At 72.7% G+C, this 15,470-nt stretch carries 14 protein-coding genes; 10 read left to right on the plus strand and 4 right to left on the minus strand.

The window, feature by feature from the left end:
- Positions 1–15 precede the first annotated feature (15 nt).
- From ABT118_RS07810 to ABT118_RS07820, 3 genes are all read left to right on the plus strand, one after another.
- Positions 16–1,800, plus strand: coding sequence for an ABC transporter ATP-binding protein (locus tag ABT118_RS07810; RefSeq protein ID WP_350645759.1), 1,785 nt, complete (start codon positions 16–18; stop codon positions 1,798–1,800).
- 67 nt (positions 1,801–1,867) lie between these two features.
- Positions 1,868–3,577, plus strand: a complete 1,710-nt coding sequence (locus ABT118_RS07815; protein ID WP_350645761.1) for an ABC transporter ATP-binding protein — start codon at positions 1,868–1,870, stop codon at positions 3,575–3,577.
- 52 nt (positions 3,578–3,629) lie between these two features.
- Entirely contained in the window at positions 3,630–5,399 is a 1,770-nt protein-coding gene (locus tag ABT118_RS07820; protein ID WP_350645763.1) for an SMI1/KNR4 family protein, read from the plus strand.
- Positions 5,400–5,450: 51 nt separating this feature from the next.
- Here ABT118_RS07820 and ABT118_RS07825 read toward each other — a convergent pair whose 3' ends face one another.
- Complete coding sequence (locus ABT118_RS07825; RefSeq protein WP_350645765.1) at positions 5,451–6,701, minus strand: DUF6357 family protein; 1,251 nt, start codon at positions 6,699–6,701, stop codon at positions 5,451–5,453.
- A gap of 73 nt (positions 6,702–6,774) precedes the next feature.
- On the minus strand, positions 6,775–7,173 hold the full coding sequence (locus ABT118_RS07830) for a hypothetical protein (protein ID WP_350645767.1): 399 nt from the start codon (positions 7,171–7,173) through the stop codon (positions 6,775–6,777).
- Between the two features lie 471 nt (positions 7,174–7,644).
- On the opposite strand from ABT118_RS07830, the gene ABT118_RS07835 reads away from it, so the two are divergent.
- A complete protein-coding gene (locus tag ABT118_RS07835; protein WP_350645769.1) occupies positions 7,645–8,934 on the plus strand; it encodes a chitinase in 1,290 nt (429 codons plus the stop codon).
- Positions 8,935–9,022: 88 nt separating this feature from the next.
- On the opposite strand, the gene ABT118_RS07840 is transcribed toward ABT118_RS07835, so the two are convergent.
- A complete protein-coding gene (locus ABT118_RS07840; protein WP_350645771.1) occupies positions 9,023–10,210 on the minus strand; it encodes an acyl-CoA dehydrogenase family protein in 1,188 nt (395 codons plus the stop codon).
- A gap of 192 nt (positions 10,211–10,402) precedes the next feature.
- Between ABT118_RS07840 and ABT118_RS07845 the strand changes: the two genes are divergently transcribed.
- From ABT118_RS07845 to ABT118_RS07860, 4 genes are all read left to right on the plus strand, one after another.
- Positions 10,403–11,569, plus strand: coding sequence for an epoxide hydrolase family protein (locus ABT118_RS07845; RefSeq protein WP_350645773.1), 1,167 nt, complete (start codon positions 10,403–10,405; stop codon positions 11,567–11,569).
- Positions 11,570–11,667: 98 nt separating this feature from the next.
- On the plus strand, positions 11,668–11,952 hold the full coding sequence (locus ABT118_RS07850; RefSeq protein WP_350645775.1) for a VOC family protein: 285 nt from the start codon (positions 11,668–11,670) through the stop codon (positions 11,950–11,952).
- Between the two features lie 40 nt (positions 11,953–11,992).
- Positions 11,993–12,541 (plus strand): SigE family RNA polymerase sigma factor, encoded by a 549-nt coding sequence (locus ABT118_RS07855; protein WP_350645777.1) that lies wholly within the window; start codon positions 11,993–11,995, stop codon positions 12,539–12,541.
- A complete protein-coding gene (locus ABT118_RS07860) occupies positions 12,538–13,110 on the plus strand; it encodes a PASTA domain-containing protein (RefSeq protein WP_350645779.1) in 573 nt (190 codons plus the stop codon). Before ABT118_RS07855 ends, ABT118_RS07860 begins: the two co-directional genes overlap by 4 nt.
- Positions 13,111–13,173: 63 nt before the next feature.
- Here the strand turns inward: ABT118_RS07860 and ABT118_RS07865 are convergent, their stop codons facing one another.
- Positions 13,174–14,310 carry a hypothetical protein gene (locus ABT118_RS07865; protein ID WP_350645781.1) on the minus strand — a complete coding sequence of 379 codons (1,137 nt, stop codon included), beginning with the start codon at positions 14,308–14,310 and terminating at the stop codon, positions 13,174–13,176.
- Positions 14,311–14,491: 181 nt separating this feature from the next.
- Between ABT118_RS07865 and ABT118_RS07870 the strand changes: the two genes are divergently transcribed.
- Both ABT118_RS07870 and ABT118_RS07875 read left to right on the plus strand, forming a co-directional pair.
- Complete coding sequence (locus tag ABT118_RS07870) at positions 14,492–14,857, plus strand: gamma-glutamylcyclotransferase family protein (protein WP_350645783.1); 366 nt, start codon at positions 14,492–14,494, stop codon at positions 14,855–14,857.
- Between the two features lie 23 nt (positions 14,858–14,880).
- Complete coding sequence (locus tag ABT118_RS07875; RefSeq protein WP_350645785.1) at positions 14,881–15,390, plus strand: hypothetical protein; 510 nt, start codon at positions 14,881–14,883, stop codon at positions 15,388–15,390.
- The last annotated feature ends 80 nt before the right edge of the window (positions 15,391–15,470 follow it).

The raw sequence follows: 15,470 nt of genomic DNA on the forward strand, positions 1-15,470 counted from the left end.
GGGCCCGGTCCGGCCGTGCTGCGGACGACCACCGGTGGCGAGGCGGCCCGCTGGGTCGCGGCGTACTGCCGGGAGCGGCGCTGGCTGACGACCGCCACCGTGCTCAGCACGGTGGCGGGGGCCGCGTTCCAGATCCTCCCCGTGCTCCTGCTGAGCAGGGTGGTCGACGGGGTGGCCGGGGGCGGGTCGCGTTCGGCCCTGCTCGGCACCGGGGCCGTGATGGTGGCCGCCGCACTGCTCGGTGCGGCGGCCACCGCCGTGTCGACCCGGCTGATCGGACGGCTCGGGGCCGACCTGCTCGCCCGGCTGCGGGAGGGCGCGGTGCGGACGGTGCTCGGACTGCCCGGTGCCCGGATCGCACAGGTCGGCCGGGGGGACGTGCTGTCCCGGGTCGGCGACGACGTCGCCGTGCTGTCCCGGGGGATCCGGTCGGCCGTTCCCACGGTGCTCTCCGCCGGGGTCCTGGTGGTGATCGCCACGGTCGGCATGTTCGGCCTCGACTGGCGCCTCGGTGTGGCGGGCGCCTGCAGCCTGCCCGCGTACGGCTTCGCGCTGCGCTGGTACCTGCCCCGTTCCGCACCGCTCTACCGGCGGCAGCGGGCCGCGCAGGGTGACCGCGCCCAGGTGCTGATCAGCGGACTGAACGGCATCGACACCGTCCGTGCCTACCGGCTGGAGCCGGAGTTCCGGGGGCGGGTCGCCGAGGAGTCACTGCGGGTCAGGGATCTCGGCGTGGAGGTCTTCCGGCTCTTCGGCCGCTTCGTCGGCCGGGAGAACCGGGCGGAGTTCATCGGCCTCGCGCTGATCGTCCTGGTCGGCTACGTGCTGCTGGAGAACGGATCGGCGAGCCTCGGCGCGGTGGCGGCGGCGCCGCTGGTCTTCCACCGGCTGTTCAACCCGCTGGGCGCGGTGATGTTCACCTTCGACGAGTTCCAGAAGTCGGGTGCGAGCCTGACCAGGCTGGTCGGGGTGCTCTCGGAGCCATCGGCGGAACGGCTGGTGGGCGATCCGGCGACCGCCCCGGCCGGGCCCGCCGACAGCTCGGTGGTGGTGGAGGGGCTGACCTTCCGTCACCCTGGAGCCGAGCGGCCGGTGCTACGGGACGTCAGCCTGACCATCCCGGCCGGTGGTTCGCTCGCGCTGGTCGGCGCGAGCGGCGCGGGGAAGTCGACCCTGGCCGCCCTGGTGGCCGGCATCGGCACGCCGCAGACCGGCCGGGTGCTCATCGGCTCCGTCCCGCTGGCCGGCCTCGGCGAGGCGGAGGTGCGGAGCCTGGTGAGCATCCTGACCCAGGAGACGCACGTGTTCTCCGGACCGCTCGCCGACGACCTCCGGCTGGCCGCGCCCGAGGCCACCGACGCCGCTCTGACGGACGCCCTGCGCGCGGTCGGCGCGCTCGGCTGGGTCGAGTCGCTGCCTGACGGGCTGCAGACCGTGGTCGGCGAGGGCGGCGTCCGACCGGATGGGCTGCGGGTGGCCCAACTCGCGCTCTGCAGGCTGGCCTTGGGCCGGGCCCCGGTGGTGGTGCTCGACGAGTCGACCGCCGAGGCCGGCAGCGCGGGCGCCGCCGGCCTGGACCGGGCGGTGGAGGCGGCCCGCGCCGGCCGGACCACCCTGCTGGTGGCGCACCGGCTGACCCAGGCCGCCGCGGCGGACCGGATCGCCGTCCTGGATGCGGGGCGGATCGTGGAGCAGGGCACCCACGCGGAGCTGGTCGCGCTGGACGGCCGGTACGCGCGCCTCTGGCATGCCTGGCGGGGCAGCAGCGACCCGGAACGCCCGAAGGTCCGGACCGGATGACACCGGCCCGGACCGGCCGTCGAGAACCTCTCCCCCACCAGCTCCGGAAGCGACTGTCCGTCACCCGATGAACCTTCCCGGCCTTCTGCGCCCCCGCACCCCCGGCTCCGAGATCCTCCGTACCGCGCTCCGCCGCAACGCGGGCGCCATGCTCCGGGGCACCGCCCTGATGGGCCTGTACCAGGCCGGCGAGACGGCCTTCCCGATCGCGCTCGGCCTGATCGTCGAGCACACGCTCGCCGAACGCAGCCCGGTGTCCCTGGCCGTGGCGCTCGCGGCCCTGGCCGCGATCATCACCACCGTCTCGCTGTCCTGGCGGTTCGGGATGCGGATCCTCCAGCGGGCCAACACCACCGAGGCGCACCACTGGCGGGTCCGGGTCGCGGCCTGCGGCCTCGAGCCGGTGGCCCGGGACACCGGGCTGCGCTCCGGTGAAGTGCTGACCATCGCCACCGAGGACGCCGACCAGACGGCGGACATCGTCGAAGTGGTGCCGGTGCTGATCAGCTCGCTGGTCGCGGTGGCGGTCACGGCGGTCGCCCTGGGCACCGCGAGCATCGGGCTCGGCGTCCTGGTGGTGGCCGGGAGCGCCGCCATCCTGGCGGTGCTCGGCCTGCTGTCGGGACGGATCGGCCGGAGCACCAAGGAGCAGCAGGCCAGGGTGGCGCAGGCCGGGGCGAAGGTCGCCGACCTGATCAACGGACTGCGCCCGCTGCACGGCTTCGGGGGCAACCACGCGGCCTTCCTCTCCTACCGCCGGCTCAGCTCCCGGGCCCGGGACCAGGCCGTCACCGTCGCCCGGGCCAACGGCACCTACGCGGGCACCGCGCTGACGCTCAACGCGGTGCTCGCCGTCACGGTGTCGCTGGCGGCCGGCTGGCTCGCCCTCGACGGGCGGATCGGCATCGGCGAGCTGGTCATGGCGGTCGGTCTGGCCCAGTTCGTGCTGGAGCCGCTCAAGCTGTGCGCGGACATGCCGAAGTACGTGATGACGGCGCGCGCGTCGGCGGAGCGGATGGCCCTGGTGCTGTCCGCCCCGCCGGTCACCGGGCCGGGACCGGACCGCGCCGCTCCCGGTCCCGGCGAGGGCCTGGAGCTGGACGGGCTCCGGTACGGATCCCTGCGTGGCCTCGGACTCCGGCTCCCCGCAGGGGAGTTCACCGCCGTGCTGGCGCACCGGCCGCAGGAGGCGGCCGACCTCCTCGCGGTGCTGGCTCTGCACGTGCCTTCCGACGGGTACCAGGGGGTGGTCAGGCTCGGCGGCCGGCCGCTGGCGGAGCTCTCGGTCGCGTCCGTCCGTGCCGAGCTGCTGGTGAACCCCCATGACGCCGAGGTCTTCGCGGGCACGCTCCGCTCGAACATCGACCCGGCGGGCAGCGGTACGAGGGTGGCCGAGGCGGTGCGGGCGTCCATGCTGACCGATGTGGTCGCCCTGCACTCCCGGGGGCTCGACCACGAGGTGCACGACCGGGGGTCGAACCTCTCCGGCGGCCAGCGCCAACGGCTGACCCTGGCAAGGGCGTTGGCCGCTGACGCCGGCATCCTGGTGCTGCACGACCCGACCACCGCCGTCGACGCGGTCACCGAGCAGTCGATCGCCGACCGTCTCGTGCAGCTCCGCCGGGGCCGTACCACCCTGGTGGTCACCAGCAGCCCGGCTCTGCTCGACGCTGCCGACCGGGTCCTGGTCCTGGCGGACGGAGCCGTCACGGCCGAGGGCACCCACCGCGAACTGCTGGCGCGCGACCAGGACTACGCCCGCGCGGTCGCCCGCTGAGCACGGGCCCCGGCCCGTCCGGGTGTCGGTGCCCGGGCCTAGGGTGACGGGCATGATCACGTTCACCGTCGACGAGTCCTGGGACCGCATCGAGCGCTGGCTCGCGCAGCACGCCCCCGTCACCCACGGGCTGCTGCGACCGCCCGCCGTCCCGGCGGACGTCGCGGCGGCCGAACTCCGGCTGGGGGTGGCCTTTCCGCCGGACCTGCGGGAGTCGCTGCTGCGCCACGACGGTGTGGAGCTCCAGGACGGGACGCTCGAACTCGACCACTACGGACCGCCGTCCGGAGTAGAGGAGATCGTCCAGAGCACCGAGTTCCTGCGCGGGATCGGGGCGGACGCCGAGGAGGAGGACGGGCTCGACGAGGAGCAGCGCGACGAGTACGCGTACTGGCCGCACGAACGGCTGCTGGTCACCCTGGGCATCAGTTGGCAGTCCTCCGACGGGCTCTTCCTGGCCACCCGCCCCGGCCCGCACCGCGGGCGGGTCGGCCGGTACTTCGACGAGACGGGCTCGGCCTTCACCCCCTGGTCGGGACTGCGGCAGGTCCTCTCCGACGTCGCCACGGCGCTGGAGCACGGATCGCCGTTCGCCGGGCAGACACCCCTGGCCCATGACGGCCGGCTGATCTGGGACAGCGGCAGGACGCTCGTCGCCGACCCGGCCTCCGCCCTGGACCTCGCTGCCCGCGCCGCCGAGCCGCAGGTGCCGTCCACGGCCCGACCGGCCCCGCCCGGCCCGCAGTCCGACGGGCTTCACCTCACCGTCGCCTTCGGGAGCGGCGGGCTCTTCGGAGCCGAGCCCGCAGCACCGGTGCAGCCGGACGTCGTGTTCGTGGCGGGCATCGACCCCGGGGAGCTGCTGGACCGACTGGGCGCCGTGCCTGCGACCGCCGGGCCGCGCAGCCGGGAGCAGGCCCGGCTGGCCGCCGGTGCGCCCTGGGCCGCGCACCGCCCGATGGTCCGGGCCGGGTCCTGCGGCGACGGGTGGTCGTACGCCACCCAGGAGGGCGGTGACGCCCAGTTCGGCCGTGCCGAGGTGATGGGACGGCTGTCCCGCGGCACCCGGGTGGTGCGGCTGGCGAAGGAGGGCCCCGAGGTGCGGGTGACCGTGGTGGAGGACGGCACGGAGCTTCCGGAGGCGGGCCACCGGGTCATGTCGCCGCGCGAGGACTACGTGACCGGTCCCGACGGAGAGCAGTGGGAGCGGATCGGCGTCGATCCCTGGCCCGGCTCGACCGCCGCTTACACTCAGCTGCTGGCCGCCCTGACGGCGGATCACGGCATCAGCTGGGACCCGGCGGACGACGCGTCGGCACCGCTGGCCAGTGCGCTGCTGCTGCCGGTCCTCGACGAACTCCCGGAACCGCGGCACCAGATCACCTTCGTCCGCGACTTCGACCTCGGCACCCTGGTGCAGCGGACCGCGCCGGAGCGGCTGCGCTCCGCCGTGGCGGCGCAGCTCGCCCGGCTGGCGGCGGAGACCGGAACCGACGGCTACCCGGAGATCGTCCGGGCGTTGGCGCAGGCCGGTCGGGGCGAGCCGGTGGACCTGGCGGCCGACGGAGCCCTCGACCTGCGGATGCGGACCATCCGGGCCGAGACCCGGGCCGTCCGCGGACTGCTCGACGCGGCCCGCCACCAGCAGGAGCCGGCGCCCGTCACCGAGGCCGACTTCGCGGCGTGGCACGGACGGGACGCGGCGGCCGGGGCCCTGCGCCGGTTCCTGCTGCTGCCGCTGCCCGCGGCGGCGGAGACGGTCCTGAACCTGCGCCTGTCCGTGCGCTGGCGCGACGAGCTGGCGGCGGACCTGTCCCGCTGATCGCGCAGCGGCCCGACAGCGAGGGTGAGCACTGCTGCTCGGCGAACCGGACTACCGGGCGTCGCGCCGTCGCCGGCGTGCGCGCTCGAACTCGGCGACGTCCGACATCCAGGGGCCGTAGGGATCGAGTGCGGCGCAACCACCGCGGACGAAGGTGCTCACCAGCTTCCGGTACCCGCTCATACCGTCGACCAGGCCGTACTCCACCCGGTACTGCGGCTCCGCTCCGCCACTGCCCTTGCGCAGCGTCGTGATCCGGGCGACCGAGTCGGCGTAGAAGTGGACCTGGATCCCTTCGCCCATCTCCTCGTCCTCGATGGTGAACACTTCGTTGTCCCGGGCCGAGCGGTCGCCGACGAACTCCCAGAACTCCGCGACGGCGGTGCGGGGACCGTCCTGCCGCCACTTCTGCTCGGCGCCCTTGTCGTCGGTGAAGGTCAGGGCCGTCTTCCTGGCGGCGCCCTGACCGGTGTCCTCCTCCTCGTCCTCCACAGGGGTGTTCCTGGAGCGGGCGGCGGCCTCCGAGCACATCAGGGAACTCAGCGTGCGCACCGCGTCCTCGGCGAGCCCGGGGTGTGCACGGCGCACGGCCGCTTCGACCCTCGTCTCCATCCGTTCCCAGTCGCGCTTGTCCGTGGCGCGTTTTCCGCGGCGCGGATCGCGGCCGATCCGCAGGCCTGCGCACGCCTGCTCCGCAACGCCGACCACCCGCATGACCTCGGGCAGGAGTGCGGGGTCGACGGCACCGGGTATCCGTCCCGGGACGGTGGCGCCGTGCAGGTACTGGCCCGTGTACTTCAGGATCGCGGTGTCGAGCGGACCGAGTACGACTCCGCGCGCGGCCCGACGGCGGGTCACCTGGTACGTCGCGGCCCGTTTCCCGTCCGGCGTCTCGGTGGCCGCGCGCATCGCCGCGCACACCTGCCCGCGCTCGAGCAGGCCGATGTCGGCCCCGTGGGAGACGAGTCGGCCCGTCTCCCACGGGATGCGCCGGAAGAGCGCGTCGACGTCCGCGGGTTCGGCCAGGAGGATCGGGTCCAGGAGCGCGACGGCGGCGTTCTGGTCGAGCCCGCCCCGGGTTCCGGCGGCCTCGCACAGCGGGAGGACCGCGCTCCACAGCAACAGGTGCCGGGCCAGGTCCTGCTGGATCACCACGAGATGGGCTGCGCCGATCGGGAACGAGAACGTGCGGGGTTCGTGGTTGGCGTCGGCCCCGGCGCCGAGCGTCAGCTTCAGCTCGCCGTCCTCGCGGACCACCTGCGGGATCCAGCCGCTCGTACGTGTGTAAACGATGTCTCTCATGGCCTCACTCATCCCCGGAACGGTAGCGGCCGACCGCACGGTGCCGTCGCGGCCCCACCCGGGACCGGCTGTTTCACGCCCATCGTGCGGAGGCGGCGTCGAGGCGTGCGTCGGTGCGCACCCAGACCTCGCCCCCGGCGGCGCCGGCCGGCGCGTCGACCCGTTCGAGACCGAGGAACCCGATCAGCCGGAGCAGTTCGGCCCGTTCGGCGCGGTCGTCCTCGGCACCGTGCGAGTCGAAGAAGACGTAGTACTGGTCGCTCGGGTCGACGTAGCCCGAGTTCGCCCAGATCCGGGCGACTGCCTCGATCGCGGCCGCTTCCGTGGTGATCGCGGCGGCGCTGGCGGCACCGCGGACCTCGGGTGACGCGTCGAGGTCGGCCAGGTCGCCGAACCACTGGCCGAAGTGGTCGTTGCCGTCACCGACGGCGAAGACGAACTGTTTCGGGCCGGGGCGGTAGGGGCGGGCCATGCGCATCCTTCGTTCACCTGGGACGGGTCCGCCAGGGCAGCCGGACCGGATGCGGATGAACCTACCGATCGTCGCCGACAGACGGCCGGGAGAACCGGCGGGTCCGGCCAGTGGCCGGCCCGGTGAGTCTGCTGCTCCTGCCCGTCCGGGAGGAATCCGGCACGGAATCGGTCCCGCAGTAGGGGCGGTTCGGCAGTCGTGTGCGGAGGACCGTCGGTGACAACGGACGGATCCTCAATTCACCGGGTACTGAATCCCCTTGACCCCCAGTTGACCTGCGCTTTGTCGATCCGGAGGCGGTCCGGCGGTGACCGCGCGGCAGAGGTTGACGGCGACCTGGCATAGGTCTATACCAGTGGTCAGTCACGTCAACTTCGGCTTGGTATCAGACCGTTGGCCCGGGAGCGCTCCCCCACCGTCAGTTCCGCGCGCCCGGGCCGCCGTCCTCGCCGCCTCCTGGAGAGGTTCCCGATGGAACGCGCACTTCCCCCTCACACCCCCGCCCCGGCACCGGCGTCCCGGCGCAGTCCGCGCCGCGCCGTCGCGGTCGCACTGTCCGTGTTCGGCCTGCTGGCCGGAACGGTCGCCGCCGTCACCGCCTCCGGTCCGGCGAACGCCGCCGCCGGGATCGGATCCAACTGGTACGCCTCCGCGCCGTACCTGATGCCCGAGGACAACAGCCCGCCGAACGCCGCCGCGGTGATGGACGCGACCGGCCAGAAGGCGTTCCAGCTGGCCTTCATCCTTGCCCAGGGCAGCAGTTGCAGCCCGGCCTGGGGCGGGACCTCCCCGATCGACTCGGACACCACCATGCCGTCCGTGATCCAGACCATCCGCAACAAGGGCGGCGACGTCTCGGTGTCGGTGGGCGGCTACGGCGGCACCAAGCTCGGCCAGACCTGCGGCACCCCGGAGGCGACCGCCGCCGCGTACCAGAAGGTCGTGTCCAAGTACGGCCTCAAGGCGATCGACTTCGACCTCGAGGAGCCCGAGTACGAGAACACCGCCGCGATCCACAACGAGATCGGCGCGGCCCGGATCCTGCAGCAGAACAACCCGGGGATCTACATCTCCATCACGACCGCGGGCACCAACGCCGGCACCGGCTGGTTCGGCACCCAGATGCTGCTGGAGGCGAAGTCCCAGGGCTTCACCCCCGACAACTACTCGATCATGCCGTTCGACGGCGGCTTCAACGGTGCGGCGGCGCAGACCGACGCGCTGGTGAAGTTCAACGGCATCCTGCAGAGCACCTTCGGCTGGAACGAGGCCACCGCGTACGCCCACGAGGGCGTCTCGCTGATGAACGGCCGCACCGATGCCGCCGAGTACTTCCGGCAGGCCGACTTCCAGACCGTGCTGGACTTCGCGACCTCGCACAGGATGGCCCGCTACACCTACTGGTCCGTCAACCGCGACCGCCAGTGCGCCGGCACCGTGGACCCGGGCCTGTCCGGTTCCTGCTCCAGCGTGGTGCAGAACGACTGGGACTTCACCAAGTTCACGGTGAAGTTCGCCGGGGCGACCCCGCCCACCAGCACCCCCAGCGCCACGCCCAGCAACAGCACCAGCCCGAGCCCGAGCCCGTCCGGCGGCACCTGCTCGGCCGCGCCGAGCTGGAGCGCGACCACCACCTACGCCACCGCGGGCACCAAGGTCTCCTGGAAGGGCCACTACTGGACCAACAAGTGGTGGACCCTGAACGAGGACCCGAGCCTCAGCGGCCAGTGGGGGGTCTGGGCCGACAACGGCGCCTGCTGAACCCGGCCGGATGCGGGTCGCACCGCCGCGGAGCTCGCGCTCCCGGCGGTGCGGCCCGTCCGTCGGCAACGGTGCGTGCGGAGCGGCGTCAGATCAGTTGGGTGTTGGGCTCCAGCCCGCACAGCACCCGGCCGTAGAGCTCCAGGTTGGTGTTCGGGTGCAGCACCCCGTGCAGGTTGACCGTCTGGATGTCCCGTTCGATCCGCTGCATCGGCTGGTCCGAGTAGATGGAGGAGCCGCCGCTGGCGGTGTTGAGGAGGTCGACGGCCTCCTTGCCCAGCAGGCAGGACGCGCCCATGTCCATCCGCGCGACGGCCCGCTCCTCCAGGCTCCAGGCCTCGCCCGCCCGGGACTTGCCGTCCACCCGCCCGGCTGCGCGCCGGACGTGGAACTCGGCCTCGTCGATCCTCATCCTCGCCTCGGCCACCTGGAGGTGGGTGATCGGCGCCTCGCTCTGGCGCTCGTAGTGGGTGTAGCTGATCCTCCGTTCCGGCAGCCGCTCCAGGAAGACCTCCAGCGCGGCCCGGGCCAGGCCGAGCGGGACGGCGGCGGCACCGGCGGCCGTGATCGGCGAGAACGGGATCCGCCACATCGGCGCGGCGGCGTTCAGCTTCGAGCGGTGCCTGTTCTCGGCCAGCACCGGGATCAGCGGCAGCACCCGGGCCCCGGGCACGAACAGGTCCCGGACCACCGTCGTCACGCTGCCCGTTCCGCGCAGTCCGGAGGTGTACCAGTCGTCGACGACCGTCAGGTCGGTCAGCGGGACGGCGACCATGACGGGGGCGTGGCCGCCGTCCTCGGTGGCCAGCAGGGCGGAGTGGATGAACCACCGGCTGTGCAGGGCGCCGGTGCTGAACGCCCACTTGCCGTTGAGGACCACACCGCCGTCGGTCGGGACGGCGATCCCGTTCGGGCTGACGCTGCTGCCGACCAGGGCGTCCGGGTCGGCGAAGATCTCGTCCTGCACCTCGTCCGGGAACAGGCCGACCAGCCAGGAGCCGATCGTCAGCGTGCTGGCGGTCCACCCCACCGAGCCGTCCCCGCGCGCGAGTTCGGCGATCACCTCGCACACGGTGCGGACGTCGGACTCGTATCCCCCGTAGCGCTTCGGCACCCGCAGCCGGAACAGGCCGGCGTCGACGAGCCCCTGCAGCACCTCGTCGTGCAGCAGCCGGTTCTCCTCCTGCCACGCGGCGCGCGTGCGGATCAGGCCGACCAGGTCCGTGGCCCGGCCGACCAGCTCGGCCCGCTGCGCTTGCGTTTCGGCGGTCGTCATCTGTGCCCCTCGGTCAAATGGAAAGGACCGTGCAAAAGCGGAACGTCCCTACGTCAACAACACTGCCACAGCGGGCTTTCGAGATCTTCTTCCAAATTGTTCGGTTCCGAAAAGAAGGCAACTCCGGAGAAAGATCCGGCCGCCGCCCGGGAAATAGTGGCTTGCGCATCCCGGACGAAAGGCAGAGCAGACATGCGAGCTTTCCGCATCGAAATTCCGCAGGCCGATCTGGACGACCTCAACCGCAGGCTGGAGCACATCCGTTGGCCTGACGAGGTACCAGGGGCTGGTTGGGCACGTGGTGTTCCGGTGGACTACCTCAAGGAGTTGGCGCAGTACTGGCGCACGGAGTTCGACTGGCGGGCGATGGAGTCCCGGCTGAACGAACTCCCGCAGTTCACCACCGAGATCGACGGCGCGAACGTCCACTTCGTGCACGTCACCTCACCCGAGCCGGATGCCACACCGCTGCTGATCACGCACGGCTGGCCCGGCTCGTTCGTGGAATTCCTGGACGTCATCGGCCCGTTGACGGACCCGCGCGCACACGGCGGCGACCCGGCGGACGCGTTCCACGTGATCATCCCGACCCTGCCCGGCTTCGGGTTCTCCGGCCCGACCGGCGCGGCCGGCTGGGACGTGGGCCGGATCGCCCGGGCCTGGCAGGAGCTGATGGCCCGGCTCGGGTACGACCGGTACCTGGCCCAGGGCTCCGACCTCGGCCTGCTGGTGTCGTTGGAACTGGGCCAGATCGACCCCGAGCACGTGGCCGGCGTGCACCTGAACATGCTGGTGACGTTCCCGCCCGAGGACCCGGCCGAGCTGGGCGAGCTCACCGAGCAGGACGTGCAGCGCCTGGGCCAGCTGATGCGCTTCGACCAGGAGCTGTCCGGGCACCTGAAGCTCCAGGCCACCCGGCCGCAGACCGTCGCGTACGCCCTGACCGACTCACCGGTGGGGCAACTGGCCTGGCTGGTGGAGAAGTTCAAGGAGTGGACCGACTCCGAGTCGGTGCCCGAGGACGCCGTCGACCGCGACCGGATGCTGGCGATCGTCACCATCTACTGGCTCACCGCCACGGCCGGCTCCTCGGCCCAGCTGTACTACGAGTCCGCCGACCGCACCGCCCAGAACCCGGCCGCCGGCTGGGCCGGTCCCTGGCCGCTGACCATGCCGGCCGGCGTCGCGGTGTTCCCGCACGACATGGCGCCGCCGATCCGCCGGTTCGCCGAGAAGGTGCTGCCGACGCTCAGCCACTGGACCGAGTTCGACCGGGGCGGCCACTTCGCCGCGCTGGAGCAGCCGGATCTGTACGTGCAGGACGTCCAGGCGTTCAACCGGTCCCTGGACAAGCGCTGACACTTCCCCGGCACCGAACCCGTCGCGGACACCAGGGTTGACGAACGTTGCGGGAACCGTCGTTGTTCACGTCGGCCGCCCGGCCCAGGCTGGGCGGCATGAACATCACGTCCACCACCGTGGCATTGGCGGTCGGCGACCCGGCCGCCTCCAGCCGCTTCTTCACCGAGTACCTCGGGTTCAGGGAGCTCATCCGTACGGACGCCCTGATCCAGCTCGAACGGGACGCCGCCGCCGACGGCCGGAGATCCTCCGCTTCGCCGGACTGCCGCCCGCGTCATGGGCGGCACCGGCGCGGGGTCGCGGAGCACCCCCGCCCCGGTTGTGATTCACGTCACTGTCGGCGACTCGGTGCAGCACCCGGCCCCGTTTCGCCGTCTTGAGGGCAGTGATCGAGACGGGACGAGGAGAGGAGGTCGGCGGGTGAAATTTCGCAGGAGCGGTCCGGGCAACGGATTCGCGGAGTTCGTCGCACAGCGGTCGGGAGCGTTGTTCCGCACCGCGTACGCACTGACCGGTGACGTGCATACGGCTGAGGATCTGGTGCAGGAGGCGCTGGAGCGGGCATGCCGGCAGTGGCGGAGGGTCGCGGTGGCGGACTCGCCGGAGGCGTACGTACGCAAGGTGCTGGTGAACCTGGCCAACGACCGCTGGCGGCGGCTGTCCCGCCGGGGTGAGCGCGTCGGCCTGTCGGGGGTGCCCGAAGCAGCCGACCCCCGGGACCGGTTCGGCCACGTGGATCTGCGCGCGGAACTGATCGCGGCGCTGCTGGGGCTGCCGATGGGCATGCGCAGCGTGGTGGTCCTGTACTACCTGCACGATCTGGACACCCGGCAGATTGCCGATGTCCTGGACATCTCTTCGAGTGCGGTGAGGTCGCAGCTCGCCCGCGGCCTGGCCAAGCTGCGCGATTCCGTACCGGGCGCCCGGGCGCCGCACACGCCGTCTGCCGCTTTCGGAGGTACGAAGTGAGGAATACGTCGTCCGGACCGGCTCCGTTCGAGCCGGGCCTGGAAGCCGAGCTGCGTGCTGCATTGACCTCCTTCGCCGACGGGCCTACCGCGCCGGTCGTGGAGGCGGCCGCGATCGAGCGATCCGTCAGCCGCAGCCGCACTCGCCGGATGATCCTCGGCACTGCCGTGACGTGCTGCGCGATGGCGTGCGCCACGGTGGGGTTCGTCGCCCTGAAGCCCGTGGCGCCCGCGCCCGGCGCCTCCCCAGCCCTGTCCCCGCCGGTGAGCGCGGCGTGCGCCCCGCTCGCCACCGGTACCCCTCAGAGCGGAAGCGCCAACGCGACTCCGGCACAGGAACGGACCGCGGGAGCGGGCATCACGCTGCCGGACCTGACCGGGATGCCGGCAGAACAGGCCGAACGCCTGCTGCGCGGACTCGGACTGGGCTGCACGATCATGCGGCACACAGACTGGAACACCCCCGCCGGCCAGGTGATGAGCACTCATCCTCGGGGCGGCGCGGAACCGGTGGCACCGGGCTCGTCCGTCCTCCTGCACGTCTCGACCGGCAAACCCGGCGGAACATGAGCAACCAGGCCCTTCGGCCTGCCCACCGGCGACGGCTCCGTGCGGGCCGGGCGGCCCGACCCGTCAGATGAGCCGGTCGTGCTGCCGGCCGGCGGTGGTGCGCACGCGGGCGGCGAACTCCTCGCGGCTGCGGTTCTGCTGCTGCTCGGCGCGCAGGTCGGCCCCCTCGTCGTCGGCTCCGTCGTCGAGGGGTTCGGCGTGCTCGTCGTGCAGCAGCCAGCAGCCGTGGATGCCGGCCAGCAGGTCCTCCAGCAGGTCGCGGGCCGGGCGCTTGGGGTCGAGCGGGGTCAGGCGCAGGCCGCCGAGCTCCGCGTCCTCGTCGTCGTCGGTGTACTCGGCGAGGATCTCCTCGGCCTCGTCGAGCTGTTCGCGGAAGGCCCCCGGGTCGGGCAGCACGCCGTCGGCCACCCGCATGGCGTGCCGCACCAGCCCGGTGACCACGTCGTACGGCGAGGCGCCGGACTCCAGGAGTTCGAGCACGAGGGTCGGCGTCTCGTGCGGGAGGCTCTCGATGTTGTCCGCCTCCAGGACCACCGAGGTGACCACGTGCCCCGACGTCTCCGCGACGGTCTCCGCCGCGGCGTACAGCCAGTGCGCCGCAGCCACCGCTGCCGCAGTGGGGTCGACGTCGGAGAACAGCGCGCGCGGCCCGAACGGGTCCTGCTGCAACAGGCGGTCGGCCTCGGCGACCTGCACCGGGGAGGCGTCCTCGCGGCTGAGCAGCACGGCCTGCTGCGCCCGCCCGGAGAGGTCGCCGAGCTCGGCGCTCTCGACCGAGGCCAGCTCGGTGGCCACCTCGGTCTGCACGGCCTCGCTCAACTCCGGTACGGCCAGGGCCAGCAGCGCGCGGCCGAGCCGGTTCGCGGACTCCACCAGCGGGCTGTACGAGACCTCGATCGAGCCGCCCCGGGGGAGGTGCGGCTCGGCCACCGCCCGGGCGATCTCGCCGAAGGCCTTGCGTTCGTGCTCCCGGCGCCAGCCCTCGCTGTCGGGTTCGAGCGAGTCGACCGCGCCGGCCGGGTGGGTGTAGGTGCCCCAGGCCGCCTTGGACAGCTGGGTGAGGGTGACGGCGACGCGGGACAGGGCCCCGATGTCGGTGCCGGACGGGACGGCGGCGATCCGTGCAGCCAGATCGCCCTCCCCACTCCCCCAGGTCGCGATGAGTTCGTAGCGGACGGGGTCGACGCAGTACCGGGTCATGACGGACCACCTCCAGGCTCTGCACCGTCATACCACCTGTCGCGGTGGCCACAGGGCCGAACTGCCACTCACCACGGCAACCCGGAAAAGAAACCTCCTCAACGGCGCGGAACGCCCGCAGGCTAGGATCCGGCCCGATGGCGATGCCGAGTCCGTGGGGGTTCTCACCGTGTCCGAATCCATGACCCACCGTCTGTTCTCCTACGGAACGCTCCAGTTGGAGCAGGTGCAGCGGGACCGGTTCGGCCGGCTGCTGACCGGGCGTCCGGACGCACTGCCGGGCTTCCGGCTGTCCTGGGTGGAGGTCACCGACCCCGCCGTCATCGCCAGCAGCGGCACCGACCGCCACCCGCTGGTCCTGCCCTCGGCCGACACCCGGGACGCCGTCGACGGCACGGTCTTCGAGCTCACCGACGCCGACCTGGCCGCGGCCGACGACTACGAGGTGGACGACTACGCCCGCTCCGAGGTCCGGCTCGCCTCGGGCACCACCGCCTGGGTCTACCTCGCGGCGGATCCCGAAGCGGCCACCGGCAGCCGAGACTGAAACCCGACCGCGGAGGAGGATCGATGCGTTCGTTCGATCGGGGACGCCGGCTGCTGGTCGCGGCGCTCGCCGGTGCCCTGACGCTGCCCGTGCTGGCCGCCTGCACCCCGGCCGAGACCCGGCTCGTCGGGGTCCGGATGGAGCAGGGAAGCCTGGTCATCGAACCGGCCCGGTGTCCGGACGAGCAGGTGGCGGACCTGTCCGTCGTCACCGAGGCCGACGGGAAACTGGAGAGCTGGGTCGCGCTGCCCCGGACTCCGACGGCGCAGGCCGACCCGGCGAAACCGGCGGAGCTCGGCCCGGACTGGGCGTCGAGCGGGGACTTGCCGGGCGCGCCCCGGACCGGCGCGACGTACCGGATCGGGGTCTCGGTCAGCCGCGACGGCCTGCTCGATCCCGGCAAGGTCAGGGTCGACGGTGCCACCCTGCTCGGCCTCGGGCCGGACCAGGTCGTGGTCGGCCACGGCACGTCGGGGTCGGAGGTCGTCTCCGTGGCCGACTTCCGGAAACAGGTCGCCGCCCACTGCGCCTGACCCGCTCGGCGCCGGGCCGGCGGGCCCGGCCGGGAACGACGGCCACCCCCGGGTGGGGCCGGGGGTGGCGGCCGGCTGAT

It is taken from the genome of Kitasatospora sp. NPDC002040, from assembly GCF_040296785.1.
Taxonomy (GTDB): Bacteria; Actinomycetota; Actinomycetes; order Streptomycetales; family Streptomycetaceae; genus Kitasatospora.